Source organism: Flavobacterium sp. Root901 (genome assembly GCF_001429765.1).
Taxonomy (GTDB): Bacteria; Bacteroidota; Bacteroidia; order Flavobacteriales; family Flavobacteriaceae; genus Flavobacterium.
In genome coordinates this window covers 287,706-312,374 of sequence record NZ_LMJB01000009.1, presented here as the reverse complement: position 1 = coordinate 312,374, position 24,669 = coordinate 287,706, and the positions used below count along the sequence as shown (strand labels likewise).

Genomic DNA, 24,669 nt, shown 5'->3' with positions numbered 1-24,669 from the left:
ATGAAAGTAAGCTTAGTCATTGTTACCTTCAATGGTATGAAATGGATAAAAAATTGTATAGATTCTATTCTGGAAAGTACTTTATTGCCAGAAATTATAATTGTTGATAATTGCAGTACAGACAATACAAATGCTTTTTTAAAAAATAATTATTCTCAAAAAATCAAACTTATTGAATCTAATGAAAATCTAGGATTTGGACGAGCTAATAATCTAGGTATTTCGCTGGCATTAGAATTAAATAGTGATTTTATATTTTTATTAAACCAAGATACAACTATACAAAAAGATACTGTTGAGAAATTATTAAAAGTTTCAAGTAGAAATTTAGACTTTGGAATAGTAAGCCCTATCCATTCAGATGGAAATGGAGATTTATTAGACATGAGTTTTTTATATTATATAAATCGACAAGGAAATAATCTAATTTCCGATTCAATATTAAATAAAGATATGAAAGAGCTTTATGAAATCGAAATGATAAATGCTGCAGCTTGGTTTATACCTAAAAAAACTTTTGAAATTGTAGGAGGATTTGATCCTATGTTTTTTCTCTATGGAGAAGATGATAATTTTTGTCAAAGAGTATTATATCATAATTTAAAAATTGGTATTACGCCAAAAACAATTATAAAGCACAATAGTGATAATAATAATACAATTGATTTTATAAAAGGTTCTGCAAAATATTATAATAAATTTTTGAATAGAATACGTGTAAAATATGCTAATGTAAATTCAAAAGACTATGAAGAAATTACCAGAATAAGAAATTATTTTTTTAAACAATCAATTTTTAGTTTGTTGAAATTTAATTTTAAAGAGTACCTAATTAATAAGACTAAATATCAACTCATAAACAAAGAAAGTATAGAATTAAGCGTTTTGCAAAACAGAAAGCCAGGAAAGAAATATTTAAATTAGAAATATGATGTCAAATTTGAATGATCTAGTATCTGTAATTATACCTTGTTATAATGATCATGAATATATTCATGAAGCAATAAACTCAATTAATAATCAAACGCATAAAAATGTTGAGATTATTATTGTAGATGATGGATCAGATATTAAGACAAAAAATATTCTTAAAGCTATAACTCAAGAAAATTTGACAATCCTGTATCAGGAAAATTTAGGAACAAGTGCTGCAAGAAACAATGGAATAAATCATGCAAAAGGAGATTATATTCTGACTCTGGATGCCGATGATTATTTTGATCCTGTTTTTATTTCAAAAGCATTAAATTATATCTCTATCGATAAAAAGATAGGAATAATAAGCTGCTGGATTAAGATTTTTAATGATAAGGGAATTGTAGAGATGTCTAAAATTCCGGGAGGTGATTTAGAGACTTTGATTCTTTTTAATAGTGCTTCTGGAAATTATTTATTTAGAAAAAAATGTTGGTTCGATGCAGGTGGTTATGATGAAAAAATGAAAAAGGGTTATGAGGATTGGGAATTTAATATTTCAGTAGCAAAAGCCGGATGGAAAACTGTCATAATAGAAGAATATCTATTTAACTACAGAAAAAAAAATCAATCGAGAAATTCGCAGGCTAATAAATTTCATAAATATGAATTATACAAATATATATATATAAAACATAAAGATTTATGGAATACTTATCATGAATTAATGATTGAGAATCTTTTTTCACAAATGCAAGCTTTAGAATTAGGTTCGCATAATCTTAGAAAAACAATTGATTATAAATTAGGAAAAGGAATTCTAACGCCTTATAGATTTATTAAAAGAGTTTTATTGTTTTATAAAAAATAGATAAATAAGAAATTAAATTTAATAACCTTAAATGCCCAAAGTAAGTGTAATATTACCAGTTTACAACTGTGAAAAATATATTAGAGAATCAATTGAAAGTGTATTAAATCAGACATTTGAAGATTTTGAGTTATTAATTATTGACGATTGCTCAACTGATTCAACAGTTGCAATTATAGAGAATTTTGATGATTCGAGAATAAATTTAATTAGAAAAGAGAAAAATACAGGATTAATTTATAGCTTAAATTATGCTGTTTCAATTGCAAAAGGAGAATATATTGCCAGAATGGATGGCGATGATATTTGTTTGCCACAACGCTTTGAAAAACAATTGAAGTTTTTAGAACAAAATCCAAATATTATTTTGTGTGGCTCTGCAATTCAAATAATAAATGAAAATACTATTTTGCGACACCCTTTATTTCACGAAGAAATAATTATAAAATTATGTTTTACAACTTCATTTTGTCATCCCTCTGTGATGGGGAAAACAGCTGTTTTCAAAGAAAATTTGTATGATATAAAATATAAACATGCTGAAGATTATGATTTGTGGACACGCTTGGCATTCAAAGGAGAGTTAGCAAATTTAGAAGAAGTTTTATTACTCTATAGGAGTCATGAGGAGCAAGTTTCTCAAGCGAATAATGTACATCAAACTACAGTAGGATATTCTTCTCAGTTTAGAATGTTTGAATCAATTATTAATTTTGAAAATGATATCTATAAAAAAATGCATATTGCATTTAAAAAACAAGATCATTATACAATTGACGATTTCAAAAAATCTTTGATCTTATTTAATTTATTGCAAAAAGGCAATGTTAAAAAGAAAATTTATGATAATAAATTGTTTAACAATCAATTAAAAAAAATAAGACTAAATTTTTTAAAAAACTACTTTAGGACAGAAAGAATACAGATTAAGTTATTTTTGTCTTATTGTAAAATGATAAAAATTGAAGATTTTATAAAATTGATAAAATACAGATTCAAAAAATGAAGGAATACTTATATAGATTTTTGGCTAAACTAGGATATAAAATTGAAAATAAGAACAAAGAAAGAGAAAGAAAAATATCTTATTTAAAAAAATATAAGGTTATAGATAACTTAGAATTATTAATAAAGACATTTGATTTTATTCGTAATCTGGAAAATAAATATTCCATACGTATAAAAGATAATGGACAAGGAGTTTTATTTACATTTGATGATACGACTGTTTATTTAGAAACTTGTGAAGAATTTTTTATTTTAAACGAAATTTTCTATTCAAATGATTATAATTTTTGTACAAATGATGAAGTTGTAGTTATTGATATTGGTGCAAACATAGGTTTAGGAGCACTGTTTTTTTCCTCAAAAGATAATGTAAAAAAAATATATTCATATGAACCAGTACCACTTACTTATGATCAGGCAAAATTTAACCTGACTTTAAATAAGAATAAAGTGGTTGAATTAAATAATTATGGATTAGGTAACACGGACAAAGAAGAAACATTCTTATTTAATAAAAATGTTAAAGGAAATACGGGATCTCGAGGTGCTTTAAGCTCGAGTTTTATAATTTCGGATGTTGAGAAAGTAAATGTAATAATAAAGAATGCTTCTTCGGTTCTAAAAGAAATTATAAATCAAAACCAAAATTTTAAAATAGTTTTGAAAGTTGATTGTGAAGGAGCTGAATATGAGATATTCGAAGACTTAGATAACAGTGGAATTTTGAATAAAATTGATTTTGCAATGATAGAATGGCATGATAAAGGAAGCCAGGAACTAGAAAAAATATTATTGAAATACAATTTTAATTGTTTTAGCCAGCAATTGGCAATCAATACAGGTATGATATATGCTTATAGAAAATAAAAGCACATTTTTTTCAATTATTATTCCAACTTATCAGCGAGCACATTTGATTGGTAAAACTTTGGATAGCATAATTGATCAAACACATACTAATTGGGAATGTATCATTGTGGATGACGGAAGTATAGACCATACTGAAGAAATTGTAAATACATATGTGTTGAAAGATTCTCGATTTCAATATTATAATCGTCCTGATAATCTTTTAAAGGGACCAAACTCCTGCAGGAATTATGGTTTTGAAAAATCGAAAGGAACTTATATAAAATGGTTTGACAGTGATGATATTATGCTAACTGACTGCCTTGCTAGTACTCTGGAGATATTCTTAGAAAAAGACTGCGATCTTGTTGTTTCAAATATTGAGTTTATAAATATTGATGAAATTAAATTAGATAAAAAGTATAATTATTTTTCTCAAAATTTGATTGAAGATTATCTAGTTGGAAAAATTGCATATTATGTTTTTCAAACCTGGAGTAGAAAATTTATAAATATGCAAACGCAGCTTTTTGATGAACAGATCACTAATTTAGACGATTGGGATTTTAATTTAAGAATGTTATATCAAAACCCAAAAATAGAATATATTCATAAACCTTTAATCCAATATAGAATTCATTCAGAATCGTTAGCTCATGAAATAAGTAAATTAAACTATAAAGAAATTTACTCAGAGATAGTTTCTCTTGAAAAGCACTTAAAATTATTGAAAATTAATAAAAAAGCAAATCCTTTAATATTAAATAATTATATCAAAAAGAGATGTAAATGGTTTTTAATAACTGCTCTCCAGAAAAAAGATATAAATAGATACAAATATTTAAGGATATTAATAAAGAAACAATTAGAATTAATGGATTATTTAGGTGCAATAAAATCCATAAATGCTTTTATATTTTATTCCATATTTAATAAAGGTTATTTATTACTTAAAAATATATGAAAATTCTCTTCATCTCAATGCCTTCCATTCATTTTTTTAGATGGATTGAAAATTTAAGCAAAACCGATCATGAACTCTATTGGTTTGATGTTTTAAATAGAGGAGAGTTGGATACATTTAAATCAGATCATCAATTTACAAACTGGAAAAAAAGAAAATTACCTTACTTAAAAGGCGAATATTGGCTCTCTAAAAAAATGCCTGAATTATATAATTCAATTCGTCCTTTTTTTGAAATTACTGAAAACAAAGTTCTCGAAAAAATAATTCAGGAAATTAATCCAGACATTATTCATAGTTTTGAAATGCAATCCTGCTCTTATCCAATAATTAAAACGATGAATAAATTCCCGAACATTAAATGGATTTACTCTTGCTGGGGTAGTGATTTGTTTTATTTTCAGAATTTTATATATCATAAAAACAAAATCAAAAATGTTCTAAAACGCGTAAATTATTTACATACTGATTGTTTTAGAGATTATGAAATAGCCAAAGAATTAGGTTTTAGTGGTACACATGTAGGAGTAATTCCTGGCGGAACAGGTTATAAAATAGAAGAATTTGAAATTTATAAACTGCCGATTGAGAAGAGAAAAGTAATTTTAGTTAAAGGATATCAAAACTTATTTGGTAGGGCAATAAATATAATTAAAGCACTTGACAAATTAAAGACAAAACTTGACCAATATGAGATAATTGTTTTTGGAGCACACAATATTGTTGAAAAGTATACAGCTGAAAATAATTTAGAATATAAAGTATATGGCCGACATGATTTATCGCACCAGCAAATAATGGAATTAATGGGTAAATCGATAATATATATTGGAAATAATACTTCAGATGGAATGGCAAATACATTGTTGGAGTCAATTGTTATGGGAGCATTTCCCATTCAATCCAATCCGGGAAATGTCTCGGCCGAGATTATAGATCATGGAATAAATGGATTTTTAATCGAAGATCCTGAAAATATTGATTCGATTGCTAAATTAATCATTCAATCTATTGAAGATAAAGAAATGTTGATAGAGGCAAAAAATATAAATAACAAAATTGCCCTTGAAAAATTAGATTATAATACTAATCAACAAAAGGTTATAGCATTATATAAAAACCTAGAAATAAATTATTAAATGCGAATAGGTTTTAATCCTGAAAAAGATAAAATAAAAAAAACCGAGGATTTTTTCCATCAGGTTATTATACCAGTTTATATTCCAAATCTTGAAGGGTATTTTACGGATAGTTTTCAAATCTTAAAATACAGCCTTGAGTCTCTTATAAAAACAAGTCATAATAAAACATACATATCTATAGTAAATAATGGTAGTTGTAAAATCGTTATTGATTATTTGCAAAATATGTTTGATGAACATAAAATTCAAGAGATTATTCATTTAACAAATATTGGATATATCAATGCAATTTTAAAAGGAATCGTAGGGCATAAGTTTGATTTAGTAACAGCTGCTGATGCAGACGTTCTGTTTTTGAATAATTGGCAAGAGGAAACATATAAAGTTTTCAAAGCATTTCCAAAAGCAGGAGCTGTATGTCCAACCCCTTCGTCAAAATCATTTAATGATAAAACCTTTAATATACTCTTTGAGAATTTTTTTTCAAAAAAAATGCAATTTTCAAAAGTCAAAAACCCCGAAGCTTTAGAAGCATTTGCTGTTAGTATTAATAATTCAAATTTTTATAGAGATGTACATCTAAAAAAATATCTAACAATTTCCAGTAATTCTACAAAGGCAGTTGTTGGTGCAGGACATTTTGTTGTAACATATAGAGGAGATATTTTGCGAGAAATTAAGGAAAAACACACCCAATATGTAATGGGAGGAAACAGTGATGATATTCTTGACAAGCCTGTTGTAGATCAGGGATTTTGGCGTTTAGCTACAGAAGATAATTATACATATCATATGGGGAATGTTAAAGAATCATGGATGGAAGAAGTTTTACAGTCTTTGTTAATTTCAAATACAACTCCGGAATTTTCATTAAACTTTAAATCTAACAAAAGAAATGAAATCCTTTTATGGATTAAAAATGTTTTATTTAGGAAAGTAATGTCGAGAAAACCTGTAAAAAGATGGTTTTTAAAATACAAAGGACTTAGTAAAGCAGAAGCAGGAATTTATTAATTAAGTTAAAGTATGACAAAAACAATTTTAATTTCCCAAGTGCCATTACCTTATTCTAAAATTGGAAGCTGGACAACACTCTATAAAAATTATCTTCAAGGTGATCATAGAATAGATTATGTTATTTGCCCAAAAACTCAAATTAAGTTTTCAGGGATTAACTATAGTTTTGCTAATACGAGTTTCTTACAGAAAGTTCAACATAAGGTTTTTAAGAAAAAAAACCTTCAATATTTTAAGGCTCTAAATAAAATAATTGTTCCAAATCAAAAATATATAATTCAAGTTGTTGATAATTATGGAATGATTAAACCTCTTTATGATTATCTTAATTCAGTAGGGATTTTGAAGAATTGCTACATTCAGTTTTTTTATCATGGATTCTCACCGTATATGCAGTTAAATTCCGGTTCAAATTTTTATGAATTGATTGATGAGCTAATTGTTTTGACCCATGATAGCTATAATCAATTTCGAGAAAAAGTTAATGTTCTGCCTTGTCATTTTTCAATTCTTTATAATGGAATTGATACTCAAAAATTTAAAACCATATCGGTTTCTAATAAACATAATTTAAAGAAAAAACTTGGATTTGAAGATAAAAAAGTCTTTATCTGGTGTTCACAAGATAGACCCAAAAAAGGATTGCATATTGTTTTAGAAGCATGGAGAAAAGTATATGAATCGAAAAAAAATATTATTCTTCTTGTTATAGGATCAGAAAGAGAAGAAAATATTTTGGGAGTTAAATTTTTAGGCAGAATTTCAAACGATAATCTTCCGGAATATTATCAAGCATCTGATTGCTATCTTTTTTCCACTCTTTGTCAGGAAGGTTTCGGTTTAAGTTTAATTGAAGCATTACATTGTGGTAATTATTGCATTGCATCGGCAATGGGAGGTGTTCCTGAAGTTTTACAATATGGTAAATACGGTAAATTAATAGAAAACCCTCATTTTGTTTCTGAGTGGGTTGGTGCAATAAATGATTTTATAGATCAAACTATAGAGGTTACACCGTTATCTAATAAAATGTATTCTATGGAAAATTGGGATGCAAATATGACTTCTATCATTCAAGAAGCAAAATTCAGAATAGAAAGTAAATAACAAGTATGAGAATAGATCAATTAACATTTACACGGTTTTTAGCCGCAGTATCAATTGTAATTTTTCATTTTGGAAAAAAAAGCTTTCTCTTTAATAATGATTTTGTAAAACCAATATTTTTTAACGCAGATGTTTGTGTTAGTTATTTCTTTTTACTATCAGGATTTGTTATGATAATTGCTTATGGGAAAAAATCAAATTTTTCACCAAAAGAATATTTTAGAAATAGGTTTGCACGAATTTATCCCATCTATTTTTTTGCCATACTTCTTGTGTTATTTTTACAAATACGAACTAAAAGCCTTGATTTATTAGGTATGTTTTTAAACATATTTATGATTCAAAGCTGGATTCCGGGACAAGCTTTATCTTTTAATCCACCAGGATGGTCTTTATCTGTAGAAATGTTGTTTTATGCAGCTTTCCCTATTGTTTTTAATATTCTTAAAAATAATAGTTATAAAAAAGCTGCAGTATATATTGTTGTATTTTGGATTTTTAGTCAAATTTTATTTGAAACTCTTTTTTTATTATTTGCCGGAAATGAGTTAGTAAGAGATTTATTGATGTACAATCCTATATTGCATCTCAATGAATTTTTGATTGGAAATTTATCTGGATATTTTTTAATCAAAAAATGGCAGCATAAGAATGGCAGCTATGATTTTTTAATTCTATTAATTCTCGGATTAATCTTTTTGGCTTTAAAATTTCCGCTAAATTTAAAATTTCATAATGGAATGCTGGCAGTGCTTTTCATTCCATTAATAATCCTTATTTCCTTAAATAATGGAATAATAACTACATTATTTAAAAAAAGAATATTTATATTTTTGGGAGAAATTAGCTTTGGAATTTATATTCTACAATTTCCAGTTTATTCCTTAGTAAGTGCATATAGTGTAAATAAATATCTGCATTTAAGTGAGCCTACACTTGTCTTTTTTCTAAGACTTATTATCCTGATTATTATTTCTTCATTATCTTATGTCTACATTGAAAAACCAATTAGAGATAAAATAAGAATAAAAAAGAAAATAGCTGAGATAATTGAAAATCCAGCTTAATAAAACAATTAAGGAGATGAAAACAATAGCTATAATTCCTGCAAGAGGAGGATCAAAACGAATATCAGAAAAAAATATTCAGCTTTTAGGAGAATTACCTTTAATTGCCCATTCTATATTATATGCAAAAGAAAATAGTGGAATTATAGATGATATCTACGTTTCAACAGATGATGCTGAAATAAAAAAAACAGCACTGCAATTTGGAGCAAAAGTTATTGACAGACCAAAATCCCTTTCAGGAGATTTAGAGCCAACAGTTTCGGCATTAAAACATGTTTTGGAATCAATTGATACAGATGTGGAAAATGTTGTTTTATTACAGGCAACAAATCCTTTACGTCCTGAAAACTTATTACAAGAAGCTTTTAATAAATTCGAAAAAGAAAATAAAGACAGCCTATTTACGGTTTCCAGAAATCATCAAAAATTTGGAAAAATAATGGATAATAAATTTCAGCCTTTTAATTATACTTTTGGGCAGAGAAGTCAGGATTTAGAACCGCTTTTTTTTGAAAACGGATTACTTTATATTACAAAGAGTTCTTTAATACTAAACGATATTATTATTTCAGAAAATGCTTTTCCATTCGAGGTAAATCATATTTTTGCACAAGTTGATATCGATACTCCTGAAGATTTAGAGTATGCGAGATATCTTTATAAAAAACAATAAAATACCAAAACCAATAAACAATGAATCCATATATAGAAATTGCAGGCCGTAAAATTGGACCAGATTTTCCACCATTAGTTATTGCCGAAATAGGAATCAATCACGAAGGCTCTTTAGAAGTCGCAAAAGAAATGGTTGATTCAGCACACAGAGCAGGAGTTGAAGTAGTAAAACACCAAACTCACATTGTAGAAGATGAAATGTCTGGTGCAGCCAAAAAAGTAATTCCGGGAAATGCAGATGTTTCTATTTATGAAATTATGGAAAGATGCTCACTAAATGAAGAGCAAGAGTTGGAATTGAAAAATTATGTAGAAAGCAAAGGCATGATTTTTATTTCGACACCTTTTTCAAGAGCAGCTTCAGAGCGATTAAAGAAATTTGATATTCCGGCTTATAAAATTGGTTCAGGAGAATGCAATAATTATCCTTTGTTAGAACATATTGCGTCATTTGGAAAACCAGTGATTTTAAGCACAGGTATGAATACAATAGAAAGTATTCAAAAAGCGGTTGCAATTTTTGACAAACACAATATTCCGGTTGCTTTACTTCATACTACAAATTTATATCCAACACCAATTCATTTAGTTCGTTTTGGAGCAATGGTCGAACTTCATGAGGCTTTTCCGGATAAAGTGTTTGGACTAAGTGACCATACTTTAAACAATAATGCCTGCTTAGGTGCAGTAGCGCTTGGTGCAAGTATTCTGGAAAGACATTTTACAGATCATATGCAGCGAACAGGTCCGGATATTGTTTGCAGTATGGATGAAAAAGCATGTGCAGAATTAATTGTTTCAAGTGCTGAAATTGCCTTAATGCGAGGTGGAACTAAAAAACCTGCTCTAGAGGAACAAGTTACAATCGATTTTGCTTTTGCTACGGTTTGCGCTATAAAGCCAATTAAAAAAGGAGAAGTTTTATCTAAAGAAAATATCTGGGTTAAACGTCCCGGAACAGGTAAAATTTTAGCGGAACATTTTAATGATTTAATTGGAAAAACCGCATCGAGAGATATTGAAAATGACGAACAATTAGATTTTTCTGATTTTGAATAATTCTTCAAAAAAAATATTATTTCTTACCGGTACCCGTGCAGACTTCGGGAAAATTAAATCACTCATTGAGACTCTAGAAGAACAAGAGGATTTTGAAGCTTTTGTTTTTGTTACCGGAATGCATCTGCAGGAGATTTATGGTTATACATTAATCGAAATAGAACGCTGTAATTTTAAAAACGTTTTTACTTTCGAAAATCATACCCACGAAACTACTATGGATTTAACGTTGGCAAAGACTATTGAAGGGTTGTCCAATTATTGCAAAAACATAAAACCTGATATGATCGTCGTGCACGGAGACAGAGTAGAAACACTTGCAGGCGCTATTGTAGGATCTTTAAATAATATTTTGGTTGCTCATATCGAAGGTGGTGAAGTTTCTGGAACTGTAGACGAATTAATTCGTCATAGTGTTAGTAAACTAAGTCACGTGCATTTTGTGTCTAATAAGCAGGCCGAAAAAAGATTATTGCAAATGGGAGAAGTAAAAGAGTCTATCTTTACCATTGGTTCCCCAGATATTGACATTATGTTTTCTAATAATCTGCCTTCTCTGGAAACAGCAAAAAAATATTATGAAATTCCGTTTGAAGATTATGCATTAGTAATGTTCCATCCGGTTACGACAGAATTTAATTCAATGAAAGAATACGTTGTTACTTTTGTTGACTGTTTACTAAAAGATAATCGAAACTATATTGTTATTTTTCCAAACAATGATTTGGGAAGCCAATTCATAATAGACGAATTTAAAAGATTAGAAGGAATTACAAGATTCAGAATTTTTCCATCATTGCGATTTGAATATTTTCTGACTTTATTAAAAAAGAGTCAATTTATAATTGGCAACAGCAGTGCCGGAATTCGAGAGGCGCCTTATTATGGGATACCAATTATAAATATTGGAACGCGCCAGCAAAATAGAGCCATTCATGCCGATATTCTAAATGTCGATTATTCTGAAAAAGATATTCTTGAAGCTCTTTCCAAAATAGATTCTCATAAAGTTCAGGTTTCAGATAATGATTTTGGAGAAGGAAATAGTAACGAATTGTTTTTACAATCATTAAAGAAAAACGATATTTGGCAGCTGAATCACCAAAAACAATTTAGAGATATATAATATCCTTTTTAATACCATTGTAAACTCATATGTTTTTTAACTCCATAGCATTTGCTATCTTTTTACCAATCGTTTTTTTGCTGTATTGGTTTGTTTTTAATAAAAACAAAAGCACCCAAAATGCTTTACTGATTATTGCCAGTTATTATTTTTATTCTTGTTGGGATTGGAGATTTCTGTTTTTATTGGTTTTCTCAACTTTTCTGGATTATTACACGGGAATTCAAATTGAAAAAGGTAAATCTGAGAAAAGCCGAAAATTTTGGTTTTGGTTGAGTATTTTGGTCAATCTGGGATTTTTAGGAGTCTTTAAATATTATAATTTCTTTGCCTCTTCATTTTCAGAATTATTAAATTCAGCCGGTATAAAAGCAAGTCCACTTTTACTAAATGTAATTTTACCGGTTGGAATTTCATTTTACACCTTCCACGGTCTTTCTTATGTAATAGATATTTATTTTAAAAGAATAAAAGCCGAATATAACTTTGTAGATTATTCTCTGTTTGTGAGTTATTTTCCGCTCTTAGTAGCAGGACCAATCGAAAGAGCGACACATTTACTTCCAGAGATAAAAGTTAAACGTGAATTTGATTTAGAAAATGCAAAACAAGGAGTTTATCAAATTATTTGGGGTTTAGTAAAAAAGGTAATTATTGCCGATACTTGTGCCCCTTACGCCAACGCTGTTTTTGATAATTACACTTCCATGAATTCCTTCTCATTAATTTTGGGAGCTATATACTTTGCTTTTCAGATTTATGGTGATTTTTCCGGATATTCAGATATTGCACTGGGTGTATCAAAATTATTTGGTTTAGATTTATTACGAAACTTCAATTATCCATATTTTTCAAGAGATATAGCCGAGTTTTGGCGACGCTGGCATATTTCGCTTTCTTCCTGGTTTCGTGATTATCTATATATTCCGTTAGGAGGAAGTAAGGGCGGATTATGGATGAAAATTAGAAATACATTCATCATTTTTGTTGTTAGTGGCTTTTGGCACGGTGCAAATTGGACATACTTAGCCTGGGGATTCATAAATGCAGTTTATTTCCTGCCATTACTTCTTTCTAACAGTAATCGAAATAACATGGACACCATTCAGTTGAAATTTGATTTTGATTCTGTAAAAGTATTCTTCAGTATACTTTACACATTTGCGTTAACGTGCATTGCGTGGGTATTTTTTAGAGCCAAAACAATTACAGACGCAGTTTTGTATTTAAAAAGAATTATTACCAGCAGAGATTTTAGTTTTCAGTATTTAGATAATGAACGTTACAGCTATGAACTTTTACTAATGATTGCGTTATTTGTGTTAATCGAGTGGAATAACCGCAGTAAAGTAGAACCACTTTCTGGAAAATGGAGTACATTAAAAGTAGCCTTGGCAATTTTAGCGATTATGGCATTTGGAACTTTTTCAGATTATAAAGAATTTATATATTTTCAGTTTTAATGAAGAAGTTTTTAATTTATATCGCTAAAATTAGTGTCATAACAATCTTAATAGCATTTCTATTAGATGGGTTGTATACCTATATTTTCATGCATTCCAATGACAGAGGGAAAATCGAAAAAGTTTTTAATTCACAAGCCCAGAAATACGATGTTGTTTTTTTAGGATCTTCAAGAGCAAATAATCATTTTGTGGCAAAAATGTTTGAAGACAAAGGATTAAAAGCATTCAATTACGGAATGAGCGGCGGACATTTATTTGAAGCTTCTTTGATGTTGAAATTAATGATCGAACGAAAATACCAAATCAAAAATATTATTCTAGAAGCCGATTTAAATCTTTCAAATGAACATCAGGCGGAGGGAATTTCTGCTAAATTTCTGCCATATATCCATAACTCAGAGGTTATTAAAAATCATTTTTTAAATGAAACAGATTTTAATGAGCTTTATTATATCCCATTTTACAGATATATTAAATATGATGGAAAAATAGGATTTAGAGAAGTAGTTAAGGTTCTAAAAAAGGAAAAAACGAATACATTAGATAACTTAGGATATTATCCATTAGGAAAGCACAAAAATGCTAATATGAAAAATAATATTGTGAATTTAAATCCATTAAAGCACAATAAATATTACGAAGAAATTAAAAATCTTTGTAAAGCCAATAACATTAATTTTATCGCATTAATGACACCAATGTGTGAAAACACAAAAGGATTGAATTATTTTGATAAAGTAAAAAAAGCATATCCGGAAATTCATAATTATGAAAATGTTGTAATTGAAAATAAATATTTTTCTTCTTGCGGACACATGAATGATAAAGGAGCAAAAATATTTACGGCAAAAATTTTAAAAGATTTTTTTTTAGAATAGTTTTTCAATGGATAAAAATAAAATAGTACTGCTTTTTCCTGATGGTGTTGGAATAAGAAATTATCTTTATTCTAATGTTTTTAATAATTTAAATAAAGACATAATTCTGTTTCATAATTTCGACCGCGAAACTATAGAAGCAATCAAAGAAAATACTGCAATTAATGAAGAAATCTCAATTCCATCTTATAAAGAGTCTGTTAAGGAAAAGTTTTTGAGAGAATTAATTTGTCTTTCAAGATTGCATTACAATAATTCTAAAGTTAATAATCCAACTTTATTAACTAACTGGAACTGGAAACAGAAAGGATTTTCAAAAAAGATATTCTATAAAACGATAGAATTGTTATCGGCCTTTTTTAAAGACTATTCAAGTATTTTAAAACTTGAAAGAATGTATCAGAAAGCAATTCGTCAAAATTCGTTTTACGATGAAGTAAAAACTATTCTGAAACAGCAGCAAATTGATCATGTTTTTTGTTCACACCAAAGAGCTTTGAATGCAGCTCCGGTTTTTGCCGCAGCAAGTGATTTGGGAATTAAAACAAGCACTGTGATTTACTCCTGGGATAATTTACCAAAAGCCCGATTGGCACTCCGTGCAGATAACTATTTGGTATGGTCCGGTTATATGAAAAATGAATTGAAGCAATATTATCCCGAAATTTTATCAGATGATATTCATGTTACTGGAACTCCACAATTTGAATTTTATGATGATCCGAAAAATTTAATTGATAAGAAATCTTTTTATAGGGAATATGATCTGGATTTGAATAAAAAAATTATATGTTTTTCTGGTGACGATATCAAAACTTCTCCGGATGATCCGGATTATTTGAAAGATATAGCCGAAGAAATTATCAAAGCGAATCTACAGAACGAATATCAAATTTTACTGCGAAGATGTCCGGTCGATTTTTCGGGAAGATTTGATAAAGTTGTAAAACAATATAAAGATTTAATTAAAGAAGCTCCGCCCGTATGGTATTTTAGTAAATCAAAAGAATGGAACACCGTTTATCCAACTTTTAAAGATGTAAAGTTATTAGTGAGTACTGCATTCTATTCTGATATAGTTGTAAATGTTGGTTCAACAATGGCTTTTGATTTTGGAAAGTTTAATAAGCCATGTGTTTTCATTAACTATGATCAGCAAAATCAAAATGATAAACGCTGGTCAGTAAAAACGATCTATCAATTTCAGCATTTTAAAAGTATGCCAAATGATGATGCCGTAATTTGGCTCAATAATAAAGAGGAAATTATAGATAAAATTATTTACAAAAAAGAGTGGAATTCTATAAGCAATTTAAAGGAGTGGTATAATATTGTAGTTGAAGAAAAGAATAATAGCGCTTCAATTAATATTTCTAATCTTATAAAAAATAGAAACGTATGATTCTTTATATAAGAAAATTGCTTTGGAGTATTTTAGGAATTAATTTCTACAATTATTTAAAGGGCAGAAATAGTGTTTATTTAAAAGATGCAAAATGGGCAGTTATTGGAGATAAAACATATGATAACGGTGCTTTTGTATGGAAATGGTATAATGATTCAAGTCTCAAAATAGGTAAATATTGTTCCATTGCAAATGATGTAAACTTCATTTGTGATTCAGGCTTTCATACTGAGAGTGAAATTACATCATTTCCTTTATTTCATGAAATTTTAGAAAAAAATGATGAAATAATAATTAATAGTATGACTTATAAAGCTGCCGATTTAAATAAAAAATTGAAACCAAATAAATCTGATATAATAGTAGGAAATGATGTTTGGATTGGAATGAATGCTACAATTTTGCCCAATGTTAAAATTGGAAACGGAGTTTCTATTTTGGCTGGTGCAGTTGTATCTGATGATATTCCAGATTATGCAATTGCAGGAGGGATTCCGGCAAAAGTTATCAAATTCAAACATAATCAGGAAACTATAGATGCTTTGAATAAAATTAGCTGGTGGGATTGGTCTGATGAAAAAATCAAAGAAAACATAAATGATTTCTATTTGTCAATAGATAGTTTTATTAAAAAACATATATAAATGCACATTTGTTTCATAACCAATGAATTTCCAAAAGAAGGTTTTCCACATGGAGGAATTGGCAGCTTTGTTAAGACATTGGCAGTTTCACTGGTTAAAAAAGGTTTTCAAATATCAGTCATCGGAATTAATTATTCTCCAACTAATGAATCTGAAATTGTCGAAGGAATAAAGGTTTACAGATTAAAAAAAAGCAAAGTAAAAGGACTTTCTTGGTATTTTAATTCGAAGACAGTTGATAAAAAAATCAGAGAGATTCATAAAAATAGTCCAATACAGATTATTGAATCTTCTGAGCTTGGTCTCGCCTTCTTATCTAAAATAAAAAACATCAAGTACATTATCCGTTTACATGGAGGTCACCATTTTTTTGCTGAAAGCGAAAACAGGAAAATCAATAAATGGAAAGGATTTCAGGAAAAAAGATCTTTTAAAAAAGCTGATGCTTTTATTGCAGTTTCTGAATATGTAAAACAGCATACTGAAAAATATCTAAGTTATCACAATAAACCAATAGCTTATATAAGTAATCCTATTGATACAGATTTTTTTAAACCAATAATTACAAACGATTCTGATAATAAAATTGTTTTTGCCGGAACGGTTTGTGAAAAAAAAGGGATTCGTCAATTAATTCAGGCTTTTCCGTTAGTTAAAAAAGAATTTCCAAACGTTACTTTAGAAGTCTATGGAAGGGATTGGTTTTTTCCCAATGGTACTTCTTATATGAAGATGTTAAAAGATAAAGAATTGATAAAACTGGGAAATGCATCTCAGGATATTAATTTTCACGGAGCTGTGCCTTATTCTGATATTCCCCAGGTTTATTCTGAAGCTTCATTATGTGTATTTCCCTCTCATATGGAAACTCAAGGGTTGGTAGCACCTGAAGCAATGGCGATGGAAAAAGCAGTTGTTTTTACAAAACTGGGGCCGGGGCCTGAAACAATTGAAAACTATAAAACAGGTTTATTATGTGATCCATATAATCCAGTAGATATTGCTGAAAAAATTATTTGGTTTTTATCCAACAAAGAACAAGCAAAAGAAATGGGAAAAAAAGCCAGAAAGTACGTAATTACAAAATACGGACTTGAAAATATTCTTCGTCAAAATATTGATTTTTATAAAAATGTAATTTTTTGATGTAAAAGGATGAAGACAATTTTAATTGCACATAATTATACAGCCGGCTCATTTGCTTATATGAGCTATTATCTGGCTCAGAATTTGGCCAATCATGGAAATAGAGTTGTATTTATTTCTCATCGGCCTTTTTTTAATAACCCTTTCAAAGAAAATACTGAAAACGGAGAACTGTTAGTTTATTCATGGCCAACAGATAAAAGACCTGTAAAGATTTCTGATGCATTTTGGTTTGCCAAAATTTATCTAAAATACAAACCAAGTATTGTAATAAGCCATTTTGTAAATGTTAATATCACAATCGTAGTTTCAAAAATCCTTTCTCTTGGAAAGGTTAAGACATTTCCGTACTATCATACATTATCAAGCCAGATTAAGGAAGATGTTTCGAGTTCTTCATTTAAAAGAAATTTTAAAAAGTATAGAAAACAATTGCTTTATCGCTGGTTTACAGATTTAGTTATCTGCCCTTCAGATTTAGCTAAAGAAGATTTAGAAAAATATTTCCATTGTCAGAATAGCATAAAAGTTCTTAACCCAATGAAAGATAGATTTACTGAGAAAATTACTGTAGATTTAGATTTCATTGTAATTTCTTATTTAGGCCGTTTAGAACCTTCAAAAGGAGTTGTTGAATTAATCGATGCTTTTTTAGCCTATAAAAACAAGTTTCCAACATCGAAAATTCTTTTAAATATTGCTGGAAACGGAAGTCAACATGATCAGATATTAGAATTAAGTAATTCTCATAATCATATTAATTTTCATGGAGCATTACCTTACAATGAAATTGATCAATATTTAAATAAAAGCCATTATACCATTATACCATCAAAATTTGATAACCTGCCAACAGTTGGTTTAGAATCAATGATGAATCAAACCCCATTATTAATTTCAAACGGAACAGGATTGACCAGAGAACTAACAGATGAGGTTGAATGTTTTAAGTTTAATCCAACTTTAGAAGAAATGATTTCGTTGTTTGAAAAAGTAGAAAATAATCACAAAAATTGTGATTTTATGGGAACAGAGGCCAGAAAAACATATTTGCAAAAATTTGGAACAGATAGTTATTGTGCTAAAATCAAAAAAATAATCGAAAATTAAAATCCAAACGTAATTTAAAGCCGAAAGACTAATTTAAAAAGAACTTACTCCCAAATTAATGAACTTTACCATTATCACTCACGTTGAACACTATCAAGGGCAATCTAACTTATTGGCCTATGGTCCATATGTTAGAGAAATGAATATCTGGTTTAAATATGTTGATGAGGTTACTATTGTGGCTCCTTTTAGTAAAGGACAGTCAAGTAATATTGATTTGGCTTACGAGCATTCTAAAATAAGTTTTCACAAAATACCCGCTTTAGCATTTAATACACCAATGCGTATTTTAAAAAGCGCATTCAACTTGCCTTTGATAATTTGGAAGACTTTTAAAGCCATGAAAAATGCAGATCATATTCACTTACGCTGTCCCGGAAACATGGGTTTAATTGGCTGTTTTGTTCAGATTTGCTTTCCAAATAAAATAAAAACTGCAAAATATGCCGGAAATTGGGATCCAAAAAGCAAACAGCCGTGGACATATAAACTGCAAAAACGTATTTTAAATAATACATTCTTAACCCAGAATATGCAGGTTTTGGTTTATGGAGAATGGGAAAATCAGTCTAAAAATGTGAAACCTTTTTTTACAGCTACATATTCAGTTTATGAAAAAGAAGCAATTGAAAAAAACAACTTAAATCTGGGAATTGAGTTTGTTTTTGTTGGAAGTTTAACTGCAGGTAAAAATCCTATGTATGCTTTAAAATTAGTTGATATCTTAGCTAAAAAAGGGTATAAAGTTATGCTTAACTTATTTGGAGAAGGGCCTGAAAGAGTTAATCTGGAAAAATATATTCAGAAAAATGAACTTCAGGACTGTGTTTTTTTGCAAGGGAATCAAAATAAGGATGTATTAAAAAAAGCTTATAAAAAAAGTCATTTCGTTATTTTACCATCACGAAGTGAAGGATGGCCAAAAGCTATCGCAGAGGGAATGTTTTGGGGCTGTGTTCCTTTGGCAACAAATGTTTCATGTGTACCATATATGCTTAATGATCAAAAAAGAGGAATCATATTGGAAATGAATTTAAAAAAAGATGTTATTCAAATTGAAAATTTGCTTTTAGATCAAATTACTTATAAAAATCTATCCGAATTAGCAGCTCAATGGTCTCAAAACTATACTATAGAAGTTTTTGAAAATGAAATTGAAAAATTGGTTTCGAAATGAGAATTGTACAGATCATAGATTCTTTAGAAGCCGGAGGAGCTGAAAGAATGGCGGTGAATTATTCAAATGCTTTGTCTGAAAAAATAAAATTTTCAGGTTTAATAGCTACGAGAAAAGAAGGTCAATTACTTACGCAGATAAATAGTAATGTTTCCTATTTGTTTTTAGATAAAAAAAAGACTGTTGATTTTAAAAGCATATTCAAGCTTCGAAAATATTTAGTAAGTAATAAGATTGATATTATTCATGCGCACAGCTCGTCTTTTTTTATTGCAGTTTTGGTAAAATTGACTTTGCCAGCAATTAAGATATTTTGGCATGATCATTATGGAAGCAGGATACGGGAATCCCGATTTAAAAATAAAACCTTAATTTTTTTATCTCTATTTTTTCATTCAATTTTTGTAGTCAGTCATCAATTGAAGGAATGGAATGAAAAAAATATGCTTTGTAAAAGGGTTAGTTTTGTGCCTAATTTTACAACACAAAAGAATAATCAGAAACAAATTACTCAATTAAAGGGAAGAGATGGAAAAAGAATTGTTTTTTTAGCAAATTTAAAAAATCCTAAAAATCATATGCTTATCTTAAAATCATATTTTGAATTAGGATTAAAGAATTCAGATTGGAGTCTGCATTTAATAGGAAAAGATTATTTGGATACTTATTCAGAAACTTTAAAGACATTTATCAAATCAAATTCTTTAGAAAATCATATACATTTGTACGGAGAAAGAAATGATATTTCTTATATCTTATCTCAAGGAACGATTGGAGTTTTATCTTCAACTGAAGAAGGTTTTCCTGTAACATTGCTGGAATATGGATTAGCAGGTTTAGCTATTGTTTCAACCAATGCTGGATATTGTTCAGAAATTATAAAAAATGATATCTCAGGATTATTGTTTGATCCCAGAAATGAATTAGAAGTAAAATCTCAGTTATCAAAAATAATAGAAAATGAATTGTTAAGGAAGGAAGTTGTTGAGAATTTAAAACAGTCAATTCTTAAAAATTATTCAGAAGAAGAAGTAATTAATAAATTGATGCTTTTGTATAAAAAGTAAATTTAGTCATGAAAAAAACATTATCATATAATTACCTTGTCTTCATTCATGCTGTAATTGCTTTAGCGATTTTTGCGGTGCCTTTTTTATCAAAAATTTACGGACTTATTATACCGGTTTTAGGATTTTTATTAATTGTAAAGAATAAAAATAAAAACAATGAGGTTCTTTTCGTCACTGCATATTTAGTGGGTGTTGAGGTTTTCTTAAGAATGACTGGAGGAAATTTTAATAACGAATATGTCAAGGTACTGGTCATATTTTTTATGCTGACAGGAATGATTTACAGCAACTTTTCAGTAAATGCATCAATCTATTTATTCTTTTTGTTGTTGTTAATTCCAGGTGTTTTAGTTACAAATGCAAGTGAAAATTTAAATACAGATATTAGAAAAGCTTTAGTGTTTAACTTGTCAGGACCTGTCTGTTTAGCAATTGCATCTATTTATACCTTAAAAAGACGAATATTGTTTCCTGATTTACAAAAAGTTATAACGATAATGGGCTTGCCGATAATTACAACTGTAGTCTATTTATTTTTATACAATCCGAGTGTAAAAGACGTTGTAACAGGAACACAGTCTAATTTCGAAACCTCCGGGGGATTTGGACCCAATCAGGTTTCAACAATTTTAGGGCTCGGAATGTTTATTTTCTTTTCACAATTGGTCTTATCTTCAAAATTAAAAAGTGAAATGTTTTTAAATGGAGCTTTATTAATATTTGTGAGCTACAGAGGAATAGCAACTTTTTCAAGAGGAGGTGTTATATCAGGAGTAGCAATGATTATTTTTTTATTGTTTTTATTGTATTATGTATCTAATAGAAAAGGAAAAAGCAAGGTTGGTTTAATTTTATTGCTCGTGGGTTTTCTTGGGGTTGGAATTTGGAGCTATACCTCACTTCAGACCAGAGGACTTATTGAAAAAAGATATGCAAATAAAGACGCAAAAGGAAGAGATAAAAGTGATCGCTTAGGAGGAAGGGAAGCTATTATTGATGCAGATTTAAAATTATTTCTTGATAACCCAATTTTAGGAATTGGTGCAGGAATGGGAAAAGATATTCGAAGAGAAGCATTAGGGCAGTCAGTTGCTGCTCATAATGAAATATCCCGTATGTTAAGTGAACATGGTTTGTTTGGTATTTTTGGATTTTTAATTTTAATTGTCGTTCCATTGGTGACTTACATTAACAATAGACAGCACTTATATTTCTTTTCCTTTTTTATTTTTTGGCTGCTTACTATAAACCATGCTGCGATGCGAATTGCTGCCCCTGCTTTTGTATATGCACTGACACTTCTTTCAGTGCAGGTTAAATTTCCTGGAAAAACAAATAATCCAGTGGATTAGTTTGGTTTTTTATAATACATTTGCTTTAAGTTTAAGCCCTAAACCTACATAAACATGCGTTCAAGTAATAAAATGCATTTTGAAATTTCAGAACGGAAAGTTTTACTTTTTGCTTTTGATGCAGTTTTTGTTTTGTCTGCATTATATTTCTTAAATGTCCTTTTTAATGACCACTATTTCGCTTTTGAAATAGCGACTATTTATAGACCAATAATTCTTGTTGGGTATTTATACATTTTTGGAACAATTTTCGAAATGTATAATCTCCAGATTGCAAGTAACCAGTTTCAAACGCTCAGAAGTGTTGTACTAACAGTGTCTACAACGGTTTTAGCATACCTTCTTACACCGGTTTTATCACCAGGACTTCCAAAGCAGCGATTGGTAATATTGATTTTTTATCTCACTTTACTTTTTACAGTTCTTTTATGGCGTTTCTTTTATGCCGTTTTTTTAGCATCTCAACGATTTTCACAAAATGTGGTTTTGATATGCGATCAGGATCAGGTGGAAGACTTAGTGCTGGGTCTCGAAAGTGTAGATCCGCATTATAAAATCATCGGATTCGTTAACTCTGATTCCGTTTCTGCATCAAAAGCGGTTTATTATGTTAAAGAAATTGCTAAAAGCGAACTGGAAGATTTTGTAATCCAAAACAGTGTTTCAGAAATTGTAATTGCTTCTCAAAAAACAGATGGAATTACAGCAGACTTATATCAGCAATTACTTCACTTATTAGAATCGGGTAATATTATTAGAGAATATACTCAGGTTTACGAAAGTAAAACACAACGTATTCCGGTACATTATATAGCCCGCGATTTTTATCGTTTTTTTCCTTTCAGCCGAAGTAATAATAATAAATTGTATCTGTTTTTAATTCGCTTTTTAGAATTGCTGTTCTCATTTACCGGTTTATTGATTTGTGTAATTTTTATTCCGTTTATTTCCATTGGTAATCTTCTTGGAAACAAAGGGAGTTTGTTTTATACACAAGACAGAGTAGGGAAAAACGGGAATATTTTTAAAATATACAAATTCAGAACCATGATTAAAGCTTCTGAAACAAACGGTGCCGTATTTGCAGTTCAAAATGATAAAAGAATAACTCCGTTTGGGAAATTTATGCGTAAATCAAGAATAGACGAACTGCCTCAATTCTATAATGTTTTAAAAGGAGATATGGCTGTAATAGGGCCAAGACCCGAAAGGCCATTTTTTGTTGAAGAAATTGCCAGAATAATGCCTTTTTATGAAACGCGTCATGTTATAAAACCCGGACTTACCGGCTGGGCTCAGGTGAACTATTCGTATGGAGAATCAATAGACGAAAGTTTAGTAAAATTGCAATACGATCTTTATTACATCAAACACAGAAGTGTTTTTTTGGATTTAAGTATTACGTTTAAAACCATTACGACTGTGCTGTTTTACCGCGGACAATAATTTTAAATTATTATAGGAATTGGTTTTGCGTTTCGTATGGCAGCTCTTACTAAAACAAAGCCACTCGTAATAATCATTGGAAGCATAATGAAAAAATGTGCTTTGTTGATAATAAAAATAGTATACACAAGTAAAAATAGTAAGTGTAAAACGGCAAACCTGTAAGTCCATTTTTTATTTTTTAAAACCGAAAATACAATCAGGATTAATAAAAGCGGACTAAATAATAAGACATTATAATTCATTGCCAGTTCCTGATGAAAAGAATAAAATCCAACAGAAACAAAAAAGATTCCCATAAAAGATAAAATTACAAGATAGATTTTGTCTACAATTTTGTTGTGTGCTAAAACTACAAATCCCAGAATAAATAAATAAGTGTAGATATTATTCCACCAGGATATTGGAGTTTCTTTTTGAAAACTTAAAAGGGTTTTACTTTTTCCTGCCAGAAGATGCCCCTCAAAAGTAGTTTCATCTAAACTGTTTTTTAACTCAAAAGGCAGAAAAATCCGGGTTGCCGGTTGATCTACTTTTGTTCCAAAAATAATACTCGTTCCGAGTTGATCGTAAAAATGTCCTTTAAAATAAGGAAACAAAACAGAACGATAAGTTTTATCAGCATCTTCTTTCTTTACAATTACATTTCCTCCTAAAGTCGAATTGACAACATCAACAACCATCGATGTGCAGTTTTTGTCAATAAACTTATAAGTATAATAACGCTCTTCTGATAATAAAACAGTATTTAATTTATCAAAAAGCTTTTGTTTTAAGTCTTGCGAAAGAATCAATTCCTGCTCAAAAACACTTCTTTTTTCATAAGTGTAATCATTTATGAAATCTGCAAACTCATGTACAACCACAAAATACTGCAGGTCGCCTTTTGCAAATTTGGCAACAAAATTGGGTGTACTAAAATCAAAAGCACCATAATTGTAAACCACATCAAGGTTATTTAAAGGATCTTTAACACGAATAGCAGTGTGCCCAAAATAAGAATACGTTTCATTTCCTAATCCGCAGGTAATCACGCTTATTTTAGCATATTTTGATAAAGGAACATTTTGGCTGAAACCAATTGTAAAACTTAGTAATAATAATAAACTAAAAAGTGTTTTTTGTAAAAGGACTTTTTTCATAATTTAAACTTTAAGAAGTCTAACAGTTTT

23 protein-coding genes are annotated in these 24,669 nt (G+C 29.1%); 22 read left to right on the top strand and 1 reads right to left on the bottom strand.

Features of this window, described 5'->3' with window-relative positions; genetic code table 11:
- Genes ASE21_RS18770 through ASE21_RS18665 form a run of 22 tightly spaced genes read left to right on the top strand, consistent with a single transcriptional unit; the run spans position 1 to position 23,497 of the window.
- Complete coding sequence (locus tag ASE21_RS18770; protein ID WP_057124245.1) at positions 1 to 924, top strand: glycosyltransferase family 2 protein; 924 nt, start codon at positions 1 to 3, stop codon at positions 922 to 924.
- Positions 925 to 928: 4 nt separating this feature from the next.
- A complete protein-coding gene (locus ASE21_RS18765) occupies positions 929 to 1,786 on the top strand; it encodes a glycosyltransferase family 2 protein (protein ID WP_128414725.1) in 858 nt (285 codons plus the stop codon).
- Between the two features lie 31 nt (positions 1,787 to 1,817).
- The gene (locus ASE21_RS18760) at positions 1,818 to 2,792 is read left to right on the top strand and encodes a glycosyltransferase family 2 protein (protein ID WP_057124243.1); all 975 of its coding nucleotides are present in this window, start codon (positions 1,818 to 1,820) and stop codon (positions 2,790 to 2,792) included.
- Entirely contained in the window at positions 2,789 to 3,661 is an 873-nt protein-coding gene (locus ASE21_RS18755) for an FkbM family methyltransferase (RefSeq protein WP_057124242.1), read from the top strand. The genes ASE21_RS18760 and ASE21_RS18755 overlap by 4 nt, the downstream gene beginning before the upstream one ends.
- Positions 3,645 to 4,607 (top strand): glycosyltransferase family 2 protein, encoded by a 963-nt coding sequence (locus ASE21_RS18750; RefSeq protein ID WP_057124241.1) that lies wholly within the window; start codon positions 3,645 to 3,647, stop codon positions 4,605 to 4,607. Before ASE21_RS18755 ends, ASE21_RS18750 begins: the two co-directional genes overlap by 17 nt.
- Entirely contained in the window at positions 4,604 to 5,746 is a 1,143-nt protein-coding gene (locus tag ASE21_RS18745) for a glycosyltransferase (protein WP_082603508.1), read from the top strand. The genes ASE21_RS18750 and ASE21_RS18745 overlap by 4 nt, the downstream gene beginning before the upstream one ends.
- The gene (locus tag ASE21_RS18740; protein ID WP_057124239.1) at positions 5,747 to 6,763 is read left to right on the top strand and encodes a glycosyltransferase family A protein; all 1,017 of its coding nucleotides are present in this window, start codon (positions 5,747 to 5,749) and stop codon (positions 6,761 to 6,763) included. It begins immediately after the preceding gene.
- A gap of 12 nt (positions 6,764 to 6,775) precedes the next feature.
- Complete coding sequence (locus ASE21_RS18735; protein WP_057124238.1) at positions 6,776 to 7,873, top strand: glycosyltransferase family 4 protein; 1,098 nt, start codon at positions 6,776 to 6,778, stop codon at positions 7,871 to 7,873.
- Positions 7,874 to 7,878: 5 nt separating this feature from the next.
- The gene (locus ASE21_RS21645) at positions 7,879 to 8,940 is read left to right on the top strand and encodes an acyltransferase family protein (protein WP_082603507.1); all 1,062 of its coding nucleotides are present in this window, start codon (positions 7,879 to 7,881) and stop codon (positions 8,938 to 8,940) included.
- Between the two features lie 16 nt (positions 8,941 to 8,956).
- Positions 8,957 to 9,616 (top strand): cytidylyltransferase domain-containing protein, encoded by a 660-nt coding sequence (locus ASE21_RS18725; protein WP_057124237.1) that lies wholly within the window; start codon positions 8,957 to 8,959, stop codon positions 9,614 to 9,616.
- A 20-nt stretch (positions 9,617 to 9,636) separates the two neighbouring features.
- On the top strand, positions 9,637 to 10,677 hold the full coding sequence (gene neuB, locus ASE21_RS18720; RefSeq protein ID WP_057124236.1) for an N-acetylneuraminate synthase: 1,041 nt from the start codon (positions 9,637 to 9,639) through the stop codon (positions 10,675 to 10,677).
- The gene (neuC, locus tag ASE21_RS18715) at positions 10,670 to 11,803 is read left to right on the top strand and encodes a UDP-N-acetylglucosamine 2-epimerase (RefSeq protein WP_057124235.1); all 1,134 of its coding nucleotides are present in this window, start codon (positions 10,670 to 10,672) and stop codon (positions 11,801 to 11,803) included. Before neuB ends, neuC begins: the two co-directional genes overlap by 8 nt.
- A gap of 29 nt (positions 11,804 to 11,832) precedes the next feature.
- Positions 11,833 to 13,266 (top strand): MBOAT family O-acyltransferase, encoded by a 1,434-nt coding sequence (locus ASE21_RS18710; protein WP_057124234.1) that lies wholly within the window; start codon positions 11,833 to 11,835, stop codon positions 13,264 to 13,266.
- Positions 13,266 to 14,147 (top strand): hypothetical protein, encoded by an 882-nt coding sequence (locus tag ASE21_RS18705; protein ID WP_057124233.1) that lies wholly within the window; start codon positions 13,266 to 13,268, stop codon positions 14,145 to 14,147. The genes ASE21_RS18710 and ASE21_RS18705 overlap by 1 nt, the downstream gene beginning before the upstream one ends.
- Positions 14,148 to 14,154: 7 nt before the next feature.
- The gene (locus ASE21_RS18700) at positions 14,155 to 15,549 is read left to right on the top strand and encodes a hypothetical protein (protein WP_057124232.1); all 1,395 of its coding nucleotides are present in this window, start codon (positions 14,155 to 14,157) and stop codon (positions 15,547 to 15,549) included.
- Positions 15,546 to 16,196 (top strand): CatB-related O-acetyltransferase, encoded by a 651-nt coding sequence (locus ASE21_RS18695; RefSeq protein WP_057124231.1) that lies wholly within the window; start codon positions 15,546 to 15,548, stop codon positions 16,194 to 16,196. The genes ASE21_RS18700 and ASE21_RS18695 overlap by 4 nt, the downstream gene beginning before the upstream one ends.
- Positions 16,197 to 17,342 carry a glycosyltransferase family 4 protein gene (locus ASE21_RS18690; RefSeq protein ID WP_057124230.1) on the top strand — a complete coding sequence of 382 codons (1,146 nt, stop codon included), beginning with the start codon at positions 16,197 to 16,199 and terminating at the stop codon, positions 17,340 to 17,342.
- A gap of 9 nt (positions 17,343 to 17,351) precedes the next feature.
- The gene (locus ASE21_RS18685) at positions 17,352 to 18,452 is read left to right on the top strand and encodes a glycosyltransferase family 4 protein (RefSeq protein WP_057124229.1); all 1,101 of its coding nucleotides are present in this window, start codon (positions 17,352 to 17,354) and stop codon (positions 18,450 to 18,452) included.
- 58 nt (positions 18,453 to 18,510) lie between these two features.
- Positions 18,511 to 19,629 carry a glycosyltransferase gene (locus ASE21_RS18680; RefSeq protein WP_057124228.1) on the top strand — a complete coding sequence of 373 codons (1,119 nt, stop codon included), beginning with the start codon at positions 18,511 to 18,513 and terminating at the stop codon, positions 19,627 to 19,629.
- Positions 19,626 to 20,696, top strand: a complete 1,071-nt coding sequence (locus tag ASE21_RS18675; protein ID WP_057124227.1) for a glycosyltransferase — start codon at positions 19,626 to 19,628, stop codon at positions 20,694 to 20,696. Before ASE21_RS18680 ends, ASE21_RS18675 begins: the two co-directional genes overlap by 4 nt.
- An 8-nt stretch (positions 20,697 to 20,704) precedes the next feature.
- The gene (locus ASE21_RS18670) at positions 20,705 to 22,051 is read left to right on the top strand and encodes an O-antigen ligase family protein (RefSeq protein ID WP_057124226.1); all 1,347 of its coding nucleotides are present in this window, start codon (positions 20,705 to 20,707) and stop codon (positions 22,049 to 22,051) included.
- A 54-nt stretch (positions 22,052 to 22,105) separates the two neighbouring features.
- Positions 22,106 to 23,497, top strand: a complete 1,392-nt coding sequence (locus ASE21_RS18665; protein WP_057124225.1) for a sugar transferase — start codon at positions 22,106 to 22,108, stop codon at positions 23,495 to 23,497.
- Between the two features lie 2 nt (positions 23,498 to 23,499).
- Here ASE21_RS18665 and ASE21_RS18660 read toward each other — a convergent pair whose 3' ends face one another.
- Entirely contained in the window at positions 23,500 to 24,639 is a 1,140-nt protein-coding gene (locus tag ASE21_RS18660; RefSeq protein ID WP_057124224.1) for a DUF4105 domain-containing protein, read from the bottom strand.
- Positions 24,640 to 24,669: the final 30 nt, after the last annotated feature.

Excerpts from the sequence above, each read along its gene's own strand:
- ASE21_RS21645 (WP_082603507.1), top strand. The coding sequence starts at position 7,879 with ATGAGAATAGATCAATTAACATTTACACGGTTTTTAGCCGCAGTATCA.
- ASE21_RS18740 (WP_057124239.1), top strand. The coding sequence starts at position 5,747 with ATGCGAATAGGTTTTAATCCTGAAAAAGATAAAATAAAAAAAACCGAG.
- ASE21_RS18690 (WP_057124230.1), top strand. The coding sequence starts at position 16,197 with ATGCACATTTGTTTCATAACCAATGAATTTCCAAAAGAAGGTTTTCCA.
- ASE21_RS18675 (WP_057124227.1), top strand. The coding sequence starts at position 19,626 with ATGAGAATTGTACAGATCATAGATTCTTTAGAAGCCGGAGGAGCTGAA.
- ASE21_RS18680 (WP_057124228.1), top strand. The coding sequence starts at position 18,511 with ATGAACTTTACCATTATCACTCACGTTGAACACTATCAAGGGCAATCT.
- ASE21_RS18665 (WP_057124225.1), top strand. The coding sequence starts at position 22,106 with ATGCGTTCAAGTAATAAAATGCATTTTGAAATTTCAGAACGGAAAGTT.
- ASE21_RS18700 (WP_057124232.1), top strand. The coding sequence starts at position 14,155 with ATGGATAAAAATAAAATAGTACTGCTTTTTCCTGATGGTGTTGGAATA.
- ASE21_RS18735 (WP_057124238.1), top strand. The coding sequence starts at position 6,776 with ATGACAAAAACAATTTTAATTTCCCAAGTGCCATTACCTTATTCTAAA.
- ASE21_RS18755 (WP_057124242.1), top strand. The coding sequence starts at position 2,789 with ATGAAGGAATACTTATATAGATTTTTGGCTAAACTAGGATATAAAATT.
- ASE21_RS18670 (WP_057124226.1), top strand. The coding sequence starts at position 20,705 with ATGAAAAAAACATTATCATATAATTACCTTGTCTTCATTCATGCTGTA.
- ASE21_RS18710 (WP_057124234.1), top strand. The coding sequence starts at position 11,833 with ATGTTTTTTAACTCCATAGCATTTGCTATCTTTTTACCAATCGTTTTT.
- ASE21_RS18765 (WP_128414725.1), top strand. The coding sequence starts at position 929 with ATGATGTCAAATTTGAATGATCTAGTATCTGTAATTATACCTTGTTAT.
- ASE21_RS18760 (WP_057124243.1), top strand. The coding sequence starts at position 1,818 with ATGCCCAAAGTAAGTGTAATATTACCAGTTTACAACTGTGAAAAATAT.
- ASE21_RS18705 (WP_057124233.1), top strand. The coding sequence starts at position 13,266 with ATGAAGAAGTTTTTAATTTATATCGCTAAAATTAGTGTCATAACAATC.
- ASE21_RS18660 (WP_057124224.1), bottom strand. The coding sequence starts at position 24,639 with ATGAAAAAAGTCCTTTTACAAAAAACACTTTTTAGTTTATTATTATTA.
- ASE21_RS18770 (WP_057124245.1), top strand. The coding sequence starts at position 1 with ATGAAAGTAAGCTTAGTCATTGTTACCTTCAATGGTATGAAATGGATA.
- neuB (WP_057124236.1), top strand. The coding sequence starts at position 9,637 with ATGAATCCATATATAGAAATTGCAGGCCGTAAAATTGGACCAGATTTT.
- ASE21_RS18745 (WP_082603508.1), top strand. The coding sequence starts at position 4,604 with ATGAAAATTCTCTTCATCTCAATGCCTTCCATTCATTTTTTTAGATGG.
- ASE21_RS18695 (WP_057124231.1), top strand. The coding sequence starts at position 15,546 with ATGATTCTTTATATAAGAAAATTGCTTTGGAGTATTTTAGGAATTAAT.
- ASE21_RS18750 (WP_057124241.1), top strand. The coding sequence starts at position 3,645 with ATGCTTATAGAAAATAAAAGCACATTTTTTTCAATTATTATTCCAACT.
- ASE21_RS18725 (WP_057124237.1), top strand. The coding sequence starts at position 8,957 with ATGAAAACAATAGCTATAATTCCTGCAAGAGGAGGATCAAAACGAATA.
- ASE21_RS18685 (WP_057124229.1), top strand. The coding sequence starts at position 17,352 with ATGAAGACAATTTTAATTGCACATAATTATACAGCCGGCTCATTTGCT.